Genomic DNA, 12,265 nt, shown 5'->3' with positions numbered 1-12,265 from the left:
CTGGGCGCGCGCGGTGGCCGACGCCGTCGGCGCGCGGTTGGTCCCGATGGGGTCGGCGGGGGCCAAGGCCATGGCGGTGGTGCGCGGCGAGGCCGACGGCTACCTGCACGCGGGCGGGCAATACGAGTGGGACTCCGCCGCGCCCGTCGGGGTCGCGCTGGCCGCCGGGCTGCACGCCTCCCGGATCGACGGCAGCCCGCTGGAGTACAACCGGCCCCGCCCCTATCTGCCCGACCTGCTGATCTGCCGGGCGACGTGGCGAACACCGCTGCTCGAGGCGGTGGCGGCCGCCGCGGCCGAAGCACGCTAGCCCGTCACCACCCTTTCGCGACACACAAGTAGTAACGTATCAAATATCTCGGGGCCGAGTCCGCGCCCCGATGTGACGTCGCGAGAGGATGGCCGTGCGCTCGAACCTGATCTCCCGCAGGGATCTCGACTTCCTGCTGTACGAATGGCTCCGGGTCGAAGACCTGACAGAATTTCCCCGCTTCGCGGAGCATTCCAGGGAGACCTTCGACGGCTTCCTCGATCTCTGCGAGGACCTCGCCACCCGGCATTTCGCGCCGCACAACAAGCGCAACGACAGCAACGAGCCCACCTTCGACGGGGAACGGGTGACGATCATCCCCGAGGTGAAGGCGGCCGTCGAGGCGTTCACCAAGGCGAACCTGATCGGGGCGGGCATGGACGAGCGGATCGGCGGCCTGCAGCTGCCCGCCGCCGTGGAGGCCGCCGGGTTCAGCTGGTTCCAGGCCGCCAACGTCGGCACCTCCGGCTACCTGTTCCTGACCATCGGCAACGCCAATCTCCTTGCCGCGCACGGAACTCCGGACCAGATCGACCGGTTCGTGCAGCCCATGGTGGAGGGCAGGTTCACCGGAACCATGTGCCTGTCGGAGCCGCAGGCGGGCTCGTCGCTGGCCGACATCGTCACCCGCGCCGAACCGCAGGCCGACGGCACCTACCGGCTGTTCGGGTCGAAGATGTGGATCTCCGGCGGAGATCACGAGCTCACCGAGAACATCGTGCACCTGGTGCTGGCCAAGATCCCGGGCGGACCGGCGGGCACCAAGGGCATCTCGCTGTTCGTCGTCCCGAAGTTCCTGGTGCGCGAGGACGGTACGCTCGGCGAGCGCAACGACGTCGTGCTGGCGGGGCTCAACCACAAGATGGGCTACCGCGGCACCACCAACACGGTGCTCAACTTCGGCGAGGGCGGGCACACCCCCGACGGCGCGCCCGGCGCGGTGGGCTACCTCGTCGGCGAACCGCACCGCGGCCTGTCCTACATGTTCCACATGATGAACGAGGCACGGCTCGGCGTCGGCCTCGGCGCCACCGCGCTCGGATACACGGGCTACCTCAAGTCCGTGGAGTACGCCAGGCAGCGGAACCAGGGCCGCGCGGTGACTACGAAGGATCCCGCCGCGCCGCAGGTCCCGATCGTCGAGCACGCCGATGTGAAGCGAATGCTGTTGGCGCAGAAGGCCTACGTCGAAGGCGCGCTGGGCCTGCTGCTCTACTGCAACCGGCTGGTCGACCTGCGCCGCGGCGCCGCCGACGACCAGGTCGCGCGCGAACACACACTGCTGCTGGAGATTTTGACCGGCGTCGCCAAGAGCTGGCCCTCGCAATGGTGTCTGGAGGCGAACAACCTCGCCATCCAGGTGCACGGCGGCTACGGCTACACCCGCGAATACGACGTGGAGCAACACTACCGCGACAACCGCCTCAACCCGATCCACGAGGGCACGCACGGCATCCAGGGCCTGGATCTGCTGGGCCGCAAGGTGATCCAGCACGACGGCGCCTCGCTGCGGCTGCTCGGCGAGCGGATCGCGGCGACCGTCGAAGCGGCCACCGGCAAGGGCGGCGACGCGGCAGAATTCGCGGCGCAGCTCGGCGCGTCCTGGCAGCGGCTGCTCGCCGTCACCATGGGCATGTTCGCGGCGGGCGATCCGGCCGCGGCGATGGCCAACTCGAGCATCTACCTCGAGGCGTTCGGGCACATCGTGGTCGCCTGGATCTGGCTGGAGCAGACCGTGGCCGCGGCAGGCCACGAGGGCGACTTCTACGAGGGCAAGCGCGCCGCGGCCCGCTACTTCTTCCGCTACGAGCTGCCCAAGACCGGCCCGCAGCTCGATCTGCTCGCGGCGCTGGACCGCACCACGCTCGAGATGCGCGACGACTGGTTCTGACCGAAGCGACTGGACCGTCGTATCTGTCGAAACGCGCTGCTGTTCATCACGTGTGATCGTCGGCCGGCCGCTGCCCTCGTCCCGGCCGACGTGAACGCGACCGCTGCGCTGGGTGCCGTGACAGTGCCGACTCGAGATCAGCGAGGTAGGCGCGCACCGGCCCCACACCGAGCAGACCGCTCTGTGCGGTGGTTTCGTCGATGGCGGGCGAGAGCTGGGTGTGGGCTCGTCGCATGACCGCGGCATCGTCGACGGCGACCGCCGCGTGGGCCACGACAGCCCACAGTGTTTCGAACAGCAAGTCGCGGGGCGGGGAGCCGAGGTGTCGCAATGCCATTCGCGCGCGGTCGATCTCGCCGCGGGCGACGAACAGTACCGGGCGAACCCACGGCGTGTAGGGACCCCAATCCGTGTGGGGGTCCATGGTGGCGATTCGTTCGGCTTCGTGGTGTCGCAGATACAGACTCAGCCGGGCCAGCGGCAGCAATCCGTGCTCGAGCCCCGGCATTCCCGCTCCGTCGAGGGTGGTGGCGGCCCTTTCGTAAGCCGCTTCGGCGGCGGCAAGATCCTTCGCCACCGCGGTGCGCAGCGCGCGGTACCAGGCGGTGAATACCGTGACCAGCGGCAGTTCGTGGCGCAGGGCGAGTGCGTCCGCGGCGGCGGCGTGCCGGTCGGCGCCGCGGTAGTCGGCCAGGGCGCAGCGTGCCTGTAGGCGGATGAGGTGCCCGAGTACTTCGTAGGTGGCCAAGTTGTTGCTCGCCGCCACCGTGAGCACCTCGGCGCCCAGTGCGTCGCGCCTCGGCGCCAGCCCTGCCCGCTGGAAGCTCTGCATGAACACGCCGTTGAGGGCGAACACCAGCAGCGACGGATCGCGCAGGCGCCGCGCGATCTGCTCGGCCTGGCGCGCGGCTCGCAGCGGCCGCAGCCCGCTCTCGCTCGGGTGCTCGGCGGGCAGCATGCCGCGCGATTCGACGGCGATTGTGGCCAGTAGCCGGGCTCGGTCGGCGTCGCCGTGGTCGGGTAGACGGCGCAGCGTCTTCTCAGCGATGTCCACCAGCCTGCGATCCTGCGCGGGATCGTCGGAGCGCGTCCAGATCGCGGGGACGTCGTAGATGCCGATCACTCGTGCGGTCAACGCGGGATCGCCGAGTTCATCGGCGGCGGCCACGGCCGCGATCCGGTGTCTGCGGGCGGCTGCGAGCCCGCCGCCACCGGTTACCGCGAGATCGCGCATCAGCCCGGCTGCCGACTCCAGCCGCCTTCCGGTACGTGCGGGGACCGCGCTGTCGTAGGCGGCTCGTGCCTGTTCCCAGACCTGCGCGGTGGGATCGGCCGCACCCGGGTCGAGATGCTCGGATTGCAGCAGAAGGTCTTGTTCGAGTCGCCGCAATCTCGGTCCAGGATCGATGCCCATGTGCTCGGCCAGCATCCGGCGAGCCCGGCCGACGACAGCCAGCGCGTCGGCTTGGCGACCCGACCCGTACAGGGCCGTGGCCAGTAGCCGCCATGCGTCCTCGCGCCAGGGGTGCTCGGCGACGTGAGCGTCGAGGTCGGGCACTGCCGCCCCGGCCGCGCCGATCGACAGTTGTGCTTCGGCGCGACGTTCGACGGCGAGCAGTCGCTGCTCGGTGAGTCGCGACCGTTCGGCCCGCGCCCACGCCTCGTCCGCGAAATCGGCGTACGCCGGTCCGTGCCACCAGCTCAGCGCCTCGGTGAGCACGCAGACAGCCTGCGCGGCAGGAAGATCCGCCGCGGCGCGGACCGTGTCGTCGAATCGCCAGGCATCGACCGCGTCGGGTTCGGCCCGCAGGGCGTAACCGGGTCCTTCGGTGACAAGAAGCCGGGCCGGCGTGCGCGGCGGACGGTCCGGCTCCAGCGCACGTCGCAGCCCCGCAACGAAAGTGCGGATCGCGCCGACCGCGTCCGCGGGCGGCTCGTCCCACAGATCGTCCGCCAGCCGAGTCACGGGAACCACGCGGCGGCGGGCCACGATCAGCCGCGCCAGCACCGCGCGATACCGCGGGCCGCGCAGCGAGACCGACGCTCCCGTCTCGTCCCGAACGATCACCGGTCCCAGCACCTGAAAGCGCATCCGGCCAATGTAGTGGGCGTTCATCGGTTGCTCATCGCGGCGCCACAGTCTGGAAATCGATCCGCCGAACCACACGGATCCCCTCCGAGAAAGAGACGCATCGAATGAACCCCGCCATTCCCGGATTCGACTACCGGCGTGTCCCGGTCGCCGAGGGCGTCGCCCTCAACGTCGCTGTCGCAGGGTCGGGAACTCCGATCGTGCTGCTGCACGGCTTCCCGCAGACCCACCTCATGTGGCGCCATGTCGCCGCCGACCTGGCCACCGCGTACACCGTGCTGTGCCCGGACCTGCGCGGCTACGGCGACAGCGACAAACCGGCCGCGGACTGTTCCGGCACCTATTCCAAGCGCACCATGGCCGCCGACATCGTCACCATGGCCAAGGCGCTCGGCCACGACCGCTTCGCCCTGGCCGGGCACGATCGCGGGGCCTTGGTCGCCTTCCGCGCGGGCCTCGATCACCCCGACGCGATCAGTCACCTCGCATGCCTGGATGTGCTTCCCACGCTGGACATGTGGGAAGTACTGCACGGCACCGGCGCCGCCGTCGGCTTCCACCTCTACCTGATGGCGCAGCCGCCCGGCTTGCCCGAGCAGATGATCTCCGCCAGCGCCGACGCGTTCTTCTCCTATTTCCTCGACCAGTGGACCAAGGATCCGGCCGCGATCCCCGCCGACATCCGCGCCGCCTACCTGCGCGCGTGCCGCCACGCGGTGCCCTCGATAGTCGCCGACTACCGCGCCTCGGCGACCGTCGATGTCGACGATGATCGCGCCGACCGTGCCGCGGGCGCCCGGCTGGGCATGCCTGTAACGGTCATGCAGCAGGACTGGGGAGCCGCACTCGGCTACGAGGCCGAGACGCTGTGGTCCAGCTGGGCGCCGAACCTGCATCACCGTACCGTCACCTCGGGCCACTTCATGGCCGAAGAGGCCCCCGCCGACGTCGCGGCGGCTCTCCGTGACCTCGTGCAGCGCTGACATCGTGTGCCGATCGCGACCGGTCATTCGGATCTGCGTGATCGAAACCCGGGACCGGCGAACAGGGTGGCGCAATAGGCGTTGGCCACCCTGTTTCGCCAGGTCAGCGCCGGTGGTCACTGGCGAAGAAACATCCCCTGATTCCACGGGCGCGCGAGCTGGATTTCGCGCGCCCATTCCGCGTCTATCGTCGCTGTTCGTGCAGGTCAGCGAGAGAGAGGCGGAACGGATGGGCGCGGAACCGTCCCCGGTGCGGCAGCTGCGCGCCGATCAAGCGCGCCGGGTCGCCGACGTGCTGCGCCACCAGATCCACGCGGGCGCGTTCGACGAGCTGCTGCCCACCGAGCAGCAGCTGGCCGCCGAGCACTCCGCCTCGCGCAACACGGTGCGCGAGGCCCTCACCCTGCTCAGGGACGAGGGCCTGATCGACCGCGCCCCGAAGGTCGGCACGCGGGTGGCGACTCGCAAGTACGACCACGGCTTGGACGCGCTGCTCGGTCTCCAGGAAACCCTCAAAGGCCACGGCACGGTGCGCAACGAAGTGCGCACCGCGCAACACATCACCGCGCCGCCCGCGGTGGCACGCAGGCTCGGCCTGGAACCCGGGCAGCGGGTCGTCTACCTGGAGCGGCTGCGCTATCTCGCGGACCTGCCGCTGAGTCTGGACCTGACCTATCTTGTCCCCGACATCGGCGCCGAGGTGCTCGCCGCCGACCTCGAGAACACCGACATCTTCGTGCTGCTGGAGAAGATCAGCGGCCGTTCCCTCGGCCGCGCCGATCTGGCGCTGGAGGCGATCGCCGCCGACCCGCACACCGCATCCACCCTCGACACTCCCGTCGGCGCCCCGTTGCTGATGCTGGAGCGACTGACTCGCCTCGAGGACGGCAGGCCGGTCGACCTCGAGTACATCCGCATGCGCGGCGACCGAATCACCATGCGCGGCAGCCTGTCCCGCGGCGCATCCGAATGGAAGGTCCTGTAGATGGCACTCGCGAATCAACGCGCCGACATCCCCGTCACGATCGACGAATCGCTGTGCATCCAGGGCTGCACCCTGTGCGTGGAGATCTGTCCGCTCGACTCCCTGGCCATCAATCCCGAGAACGGGAAGGCCTTCATGCACGTGGACGAGTGCTGGTACTGCGGCCCGTGCGCGGCCCGCTGCCCCACCGGCGCGGTCACCGTCAACATGCCCTATCTGCTCCGCTGATCTGGAAGTCTCATGAAAGCACGTCTCGTCCCCGTCCTGCTGGCCGCCGCACTCGCCGCCGCGGGCTGCTCACTGGAGAGCTCCAACGACGCCCCGGCGGGCACCGTCAAGGTGGTCGTCGGATACCAGTCCAAGACCATCAACACCGTCACCGCGGGCACGCTGCTGCGCGCCCAGGGCTATCTGGAGCAGCGGCTGCGCCAGATCACCGAGAACGGCGGCGCCGAATATCAGGTGGAGTGGCAGGACTACGACACCGGCGCGCCGATCACCGCGCAGATGGTGGCGGAGAAGATCGATATCGGGTCGATGGGCGATTATCCGTTGCTGATCAACGGATCCCGGACGCAGGCCAACGAGCGGGCCAAGACCGCGCTGGTGTCGGTCACCGGGTACAACCCCAAGGGCGCGCTGAACATGGTTGTGGTGCCCAATGATTCGACCGCGAGCGGGATCACGGACCTGGCAGGCCAGAAGATCTCGGCCAGCGTCGGCTCGGCGGGCCACGGCACGCTCGTGCAGGCGCTGTCGCGGGCGGGCATCGACCCGGCCAAGGGCGTCGAGGTGCTCAACCAGCAGCCGCAGGTCGGCGCGACCGCGCTGGAGTCGCACCAGGTGGGCGCGCTGTCCCAGTTCGTCGCCTGGCCCGGCCTGCTCGTCTTCCAGAACAAGGCCAAGCTGCTCTACGACGGCGCCGAACTGAACGTGCCCACCTTCCACGGCGTCGTCGCGCGCCGCTCCTACACCGCCGACCACCCCGAGGTGCTGCAAGCCTTCCTCGCCGCACAGCTCGACGCGACGAAGTTCCTCAACGAGCGCCCCTTCGAGGCCGCCAGGATCGTCGCGGAGGGCTCCGGTCTGCCGCAGGAAGTGGTGTACCTCTACAACGGCCCCGGCGGCACCCATTTCGACACCACGCTCAAGCCGAGCTTGATCTCCGCGCTGAAAGGCGATGTGCCGTACCTGAAGTCGATCGGCGACTTCGCGGAACTGCACGTGGACGGCTTCGTCGACGAGGCGCCGCTGCGCAAGACCTTCGCCGAGACCGGGCAGGGCGAGTACGACCGGGCGCTGGCCGCGACCGCCAACCCGAGCGCGCTCACCGGCACCGACCCGGTCTGCGGTGGCGCGGTCGCCGACCCGGCGCTGGCCGGTGAGCTGTGGGTGGACGGCGCCGACCGGCCGCAGCCCGCGGCCGACCCCACCTGCCTGCTGCGCGCCGTGCAGGCCGCCAAGGCCCAGGGCAAGGCGATCCGCGCGGTCTACGTGCCCGACGCCGAGCTCGGCACGCGCTGGTTCGCCGACAAGGCGGTGTGGCTGCGCGACGGCGCGAAGTACCTGCCCTTCACCACCCAGGCTGCCGCCCAGCGTTACCGGCAGAATCACCCCGCCGCCACGCCGGTCTCCTACGACCAGGCGGTCACGGAAGTCCGCGGATGAACGCCGTAGCCGTCGCCGACGAAGCGGTCGCCGAGGCGGAGACCGCGAGGGGCCGAACCACTTCCGAGTGGGGATCGCGGGCCATCCGGATCGTCTCAGTGCTCGCGGCCGTCGGCCTCTGGCAACTGCTCACCGTCAACGACGTGCGGGCCGGGCTCCGGTTCGACTCGCTGCCGACGGTGACCGAGATCGTGGCGGTGTTCGGCGAACATCTCGGCAAGGACCAGTATTACCTGGACATCGCCCAGTCGCTGATCCGCATCGTCACCGGCTTCGGGCTGGCCGCGGTGGCCGGCGTGCTCGCGGGCATCGGGCTCGGCCGCTCCCGGTTGCTGGCCGACGTCTTCGGCCCGCTCACCGAACTGGTCCGCCCGATTCCCGCCATCGCGCTGGTGCCGGTCGCGATCCTGCTGTTCCCCAGCGACGAGTCCGGCATCGTCTTCATCACCTTCACCGCGTCGCTGTTCCCGGTTCTGGTGAGCACCAGGCACGCGGTGCGGGCGCTGCCGACCATCTGGGAGGACGCCGTGCGCACGCTCGGCGCCTCGCGGCGAGATGTGCTGGTGCGCGTGGTGTTTCCCGGCATCCTGCCCGGTGTGTTCAGCGGGCTCTCGGTCGGCATGGGCGTGGCCTGGATCTGCCTCATCTCCGCGGAGATGATCTCCGGGCGGCTCGGCGTCGGCTACCGCACCTGGCAGGCCTACACCATCGTCGACTATCCGGCGGTCTTCGTCGGCATGATCACCATCGGCGTGCTCGGCTTCGCCACCTCCGGCCTGGTCGAGCTGGCCGGTCGCCGGATCACCCGCTGGCTGCCCAGGGAGGTTGCGGAATGACCACCACCACAACGGCTCCCGCTGCGCCCGTCACCGCGGGCATGCGGCTGACTCTGGACGGCGTGCGAATCGCCTACGGCGCGCGCACCGTCATCGACGGCCTCGACCTGGACATCGCCGCGGGCGAAATCCTCGTCGTGGTCGGCAAATCCGGCTGCGGCAAGTCGACCCTGCTGCGCGCCATCGCCGGTCTGCGCAGTCCCGACGCCGGAGTCGTGCGCGCCGACGGCGCCAAGGTCACCGGACCGTCGGCCGATCGCGCGCTGGTGTTCCAGGACGACGCGCTGCTGCCCTGGCGCACCGCCCGCCAGAACATCGAACTGGCGCTGCACCTGCGTGGCACCCCGCGCACCGAACGCAAGGCCCTCGCGCAACGCTGGGTCGCCGAGGTCGGCCTGACCGGCTACGCCGACTACCTCCCGCGCGACCTGTCCGGCGGCATGCGGCAGCGAGTTCAGCTGGCGCGCAGCCTCGCCGGAGCGCCGCGGGCCGTGCTGATGGACGAGCCGTTCGGCGCGCTGGACACTCAAACCAGGGCCACCATGCAGCGGTTGCTGATCGACACCTGGCGCGCCCATCCCACCACCATCGTCTTCGTCACCCACGACCTCGACGAGGCCCTGCTGCTCGGTGACCGCATCGCCGTGCTCGGCAGGCACGACGAACATTCCGCCCCGTTGCGAGCCGTCGTCGAAGTGCCCGAGCCGCGCAGGCCGGTGGACCGGCAGGCGGTGCGGGACGAAATCCTGGAGAAATTGTGAACATTCCCGAGCTATCCGATCGGATCCGGCTCGACTGCGACGTGCTGGTGATCGGCGGCGGCACGGCGGGCACCATGGCCGCGCTCACCGCCGCCGAACACGGCGCGAACGTGCTGCTGCTGGAGAAGGCGCACGTGCGCCACTCCGGCGCGCTGGCCATGGGCATGGACGGCGTGAACAACGCGGTCATCCCCGGCAAGGCGACGCCCGAGGACTACGTCGCCGAAATCACCAGGGCCAACGACGGAATCGTCGACCAGCGCACCGTCTACCAGACCGCGACGCGCGGCTTCGCGATGGTGCAGCGCCTGGAGCGCTACGGCGTGAAGTTCGAGAAGGACGAGTACGGCGAGTACGCGGTGCGCCGGGTGCACCGCTCGGGGTCGTACGTGCTGCCGATGCCGGAGGGCAAGGACGTCAAGAAGGCGCTGTATCGCGTGCTGCGCCAGCGCACCATGCGGGAGAAGATCCGGATCGAGAACCGGCTCATGCCCGTTCGGGTGCTGACCGAGAACGGCCGCGCGGTCGGCGCCGCCGCGTTGCACACGCGCACCGGCGAATTCGTCGCCGTCGGCGCGAAAGCGGTGATCCTGGCGACCGGGCCCTGCGGTCGTCTCGGGCTCCCTGCCAGCGGCTACCTCTACGGCACCTACGAGAACCCGACCAACGCGGGCGACGGCTACGCGATGGCCTACCACGCGGGCGCGGAGCTCTCCGGCATCGAATGCTTCCAGATCAACCCGCTCATCAAGGATTACAACGGCCCCGCCTGCGCATACGTCGCCAACCCGTTCGGCGGCTACCAGGTCAACGCCGAGGGCGAGCGGTTCGTTGACTCCGACTACTGGTCGGGCCAGATGATGGCTGAGGTCAAACGCGAGATCGAATCCGCACGCGGCCCTATCTATTTGAAGGTGTCGCACCTGCCCGACGAGACGCTGTCCACGCTCGAAGGCATCCTGCACACCACCGAACGCCCGACCCGCGGCACTTTCCATGCCAACCGCGGCCACGACTACCGCACCCACGATATCGAGATGCACATCTCCGAGATCGGTTTGTGCAGCGGACATTCCGCCTCCGGTGTGTGGGTCGACGAACACGCGCGCACCACCGTGCCCGGCCTCTATGCCGCGGGCGATCTGGCCTGCGTGCCGCACAACTACATGATCGGCGCGTTCGTCTACGGCGATCTCGCGGGCGCGCACGCTGCCACTACCCTCGCCGATCTCGCTGCGCCGCAGGAGCTTCCCGAGGACCAGCTGGCCGCCGCGCACGAACTCGTCTACCGTCCGCTGCGTCAGCCGGACGGCCCGCCGCAACCCCAGGTCGAATACAAGCTGCGCCGCTTCGTGAACGACTATGTGGCGCCGCCGAAGACGGCCACCAAGCTGTCCATCGCGGTGGAGACGTTCGAGCGCATGCGCGAGGAGGTCGAGGGCATCGGCGCGCGCACCCCGCACGAGCTGATGCGCGCGGTGGAGGTCTCCTTCATCCGGGATTGCGCGGAAATGGCGGCGCGCAGCTCGCTGACCCGCACCGAATCCCGGTGGGGCCTCTATCACGAACGCGCCGACCTGCCCGAGCGCGACGACAACGCCTGGCGCTATCACCTGAACCTGCGCAAGGACGCGGACGGGGTGATGGAGTTCCTCAAGCGCCCTGTCGCACCGTATCTCGTGCCCGTACCCGGACTGGACGACGTGCCGTCGACCGATCCCACCATCGTCGCGGTCGAACAGCCGCGGCTGCGGTCCGGTCGTCCGCCGCAGCGGGGCGACACGGTGGTCGTCACCGAGGCCGCGGCGGCCGCCACTCCCCCGTCCCCGCGACTGGTCACCCTGCTCGCCTTGGATTCGCCTACGGTGCAGGACCTTTCGAACTACCTCGCGGATGCCGACGCCGGTGTGCGTGCCGCAGCGATCTCGGTGCTCACCGAGCACACGCCGGACGGTTTCGCCTCGGCGCTCGCGACCGCGCTCGGCGACACGGCCGCGTCGGTGCGGCGCGCGGCCGCCGAAAGCCTGCGGGAACTGGTGGAAGTGCTGCCCGGCGCGGCGGGACTGCCCGAGCACCTGGACTCCGCCGACCCGCTGGTCCGCGCCACCGTCATCGATCTGCTGCGCGCCCTGCGCGCGGGCAGCGCGCCGCAGTTCGGTGCGGCGCTTGCCGATACGGACCACCGGGTGCGCATCGAGGCGGTGCGTGCGCTGGTCTCGCTCGACGACCGCGCCGGGGTCGCCACCTTGGCGGGCGATCCGAACCGGGAGGTGCGGATCGCGGTCGCCAACGGTCTGGCGGCCATCGGCGGGGGCGGCGCGGAGATCGTCCGCGTCCTGTCCATCGACCGCGACCCGTTGGTCCGCGCGGCGGCGCTCACCGCGTTCGCCGCGCTCGGCGCCGGTTCGGACGATGGCCCGAAGCTGTCTGTGGCGCTGCGTGATTCCGCCTGGCAGGTGCGCGTCGGCGCGGCGCGCGGCCTGGCGGGTGCCGCACCCGATCTGGCGATTCCGGCGCTCGCCGAGGCGTTGCTCGACCCGCACTTGGATGTCCGCAAGGCCGCGGTGCTTTCGCTGAGCAGATGGCGCGAGGACGAATCGGCGCGCGAGGCACTGAAACGCGCGATCGATGACACCGACGCCGACGTGCGCGCCTACGCCCGGCGGGCGATCGACGCGTGATCGGGCTCTGTACCCACCGTTCGGCGGGGGCCGATTGAAGTCGGCCGCCCGCCGGTCC

At 70.0% G+C, this 12,265-nt stretch carries 10 protein-coding genes; 9 read left to right on the top strand and 1 reads right to left on the bottom strand.

Annotation, left to right across the window (positions count from 1 at the left end):
• Both NL1_RS25030 and NL1_RS25025 read left to right on the top strand, forming a co-directional pair.
• The coding region (locus tag NL1_RS25030) for an inositol monophosphatase family protein (RefSeq protein WP_281180857.1) at positions 1-310 on the top strand (310 nt) is incomplete at its 5' end.
• Positions 311-404: 94 nt separating this feature from the next.
• On the top strand, positions 405-2,201 hold the full coding sequence (locus NL1_RS25025; RefSeq protein ID WP_067844113.1) for an acyl-CoA dehydrogenase: 1,797 nt from the start codon (positions 405-407) through the stop codon (positions 2,199-2,201).
• Between the two features lie 46 nt (positions 2,202-2,247).
• Here NL1_RS25025 and NL1_RS25020 read toward each other — a convergent pair whose 3' ends face one another.
• Positions 2,248-4,293 carry an AfsR/SARP family transcriptional regulator gene (locus NL1_RS25020; RefSeq protein WP_067844109.1) on the bottom strand — a complete coding sequence of 682 codons (2,046 nt, stop codon included), beginning with the start codon at positions 4,291-4,293 and terminating at the stop codon, positions 2,248-2,250.
• A 104-nt stretch (positions 4,294-4,397) separates the two neighbouring features.
• On the opposite strand from NL1_RS25020, the gene NL1_RS25015 reads away from it, so the two are divergent.
• The 7 genes from NL1_RS25015 to NL1_RS24985 all read left to right on the top strand — a co-directional run bounded on the left by NL1_RS25015 (position 4,398) and on the right by NL1_RS24985 (position 12,207).
• Positions 4,398-5,276 carry an alpha/beta fold hydrolase gene (locus NL1_RS25015; protein WP_067844095.1) on the top strand — a complete coding sequence of 293 codons (879 nt, stop codon included), beginning with the start codon at positions 4,398-4,400 and terminating at the stop codon, positions 5,274-5,276.
• A gap of 229 nt (positions 5,277-5,505) precedes the next feature.
• Entirely contained in the window at positions 5,506-6,261 is a 756-nt protein-coding gene (locus tag NL1_RS25010) for a GntR family transcriptional regulator (RefSeq protein WP_067844091.1), read from the top strand.
• The gene (locus NL1_RS25005) at positions 6,262-6,489 is read left to right on the top strand and encodes a 4Fe-4S dicluster domain-containing protein (protein ID WP_067844087.1); all 228 of its coding nucleotides are present in this window, start codon (positions 6,262-6,264) and stop codon (positions 6,487-6,489) included.
• Positions 6,490-6,501: 12 nt separating this feature from the next.
• Positions 6,502-7,929: an ABC transporter substrate-binding protein gene (locus NL1_RS25000; protein ID WP_067844084.1), complete on the top strand. Its 1,428-nt coding sequence runs from the start codon at positions 6,502-6,504 to the stop codon at positions 7,927-7,929.
• Positions 7,926-8,765: an ABC transporter permease gene (locus NL1_RS24995; protein WP_067844081.1), complete on the top strand. Its 840-nt coding sequence runs from the start codon at positions 7,926-7,928 to the stop codon at positions 8,763-8,765. The genes NL1_RS25000 and NL1_RS24995 overlap by 4 nt, the downstream gene beginning before the upstream one ends.
• The gene (locus tag NL1_RS24990) at positions 8,762-9,526 is read left to right on the top strand and encodes an ABC transporter ATP-binding protein (protein WP_067844079.1); all 765 of its coding nucleotides are present in this window, start codon (positions 8,762-8,764) and stop codon (positions 9,524-9,526) included. Before NL1_RS24995 ends, NL1_RS24990 begins: the two co-directional genes overlap by 4 nt.
• A complete protein-coding gene (locus NL1_RS24985; protein WP_067844077.1) occupies positions 9,523-12,207 on the top strand; it encodes a fumarate reductase/succinate dehydrogenase flavoprotein subunit in 2,685 nt (894 codons plus the stop codon). Before NL1_RS24990 ends, NL1_RS24985 begins: the two co-directional genes overlap by 4 nt.
• Positions 12,208-12,265 lie beyond the last annotated feature (58 nt).

This window comes from Nocardia lijiangensis NBRC 108240 (assembly GCF_001613045.1).
In the GTDB taxonomy this organism is placed as follows: Bacteria; Actinomycetota; Actinomycetes; order Mycobacteriales; family Mycobacteriaceae; genus Nocardia; species Nocardia lijiangensis.
Note: the sequence above shows the minus strand (reverse complement) of the source record. Positions and strands in the feature narration are given on the sequence as shown.

Bases quoted from the DNA above. Each gene is read 5' to 3' on its own strand.
- NL1_RS25010 (WP_067844091.1), top strand. From the start codon at position 5,506: ATGGGCGCGGAACCGTCCCCGGTGCGGCAGCTGCGCGCCGATCAAGCG.
- NL1_RS25015 (WP_067844095.1), top strand. From the start codon at position 4,398: ATGAACCCCGCCATTCCCGGATTCGACTACCGGCGTGTCCCGGTCGCC.
- NL1_RS25005 (WP_067844087.1), top strand. From the start codon at position 6,262: ATGGCACTCGCGAATCAACGCGCCGACATCCCCGTCACGATCGACGAA.
- NL1_RS25020 (WP_067844109.1), bottom strand. From the start codon at position 4,293: ATGCGCTTTCAGGTGCTGGGACCGGTGATCGTTCGGGACGAGACGGGA.
- NL1_RS24995 (WP_067844081.1), top strand. From the start codon at position 7,926: ATGAACGCCGTAGCCGTCGCCGACGAAGCGGTCGCCGAGGCGGAGACC.
- NL1_RS24990 (WP_067844079.1), top strand. From the start codon at position 8,762: ATGACCACCACCACAACGGCTCCCGCTGCGCCCGTCACCGCGGGCATG.
- NL1_RS25000 (WP_067844084.1), top strand. From the start codon at position 6,502: ATGAAAGCACGTCTCGTCCCCGTCCTGCTGGCCGCCGCACTCGCCGCC.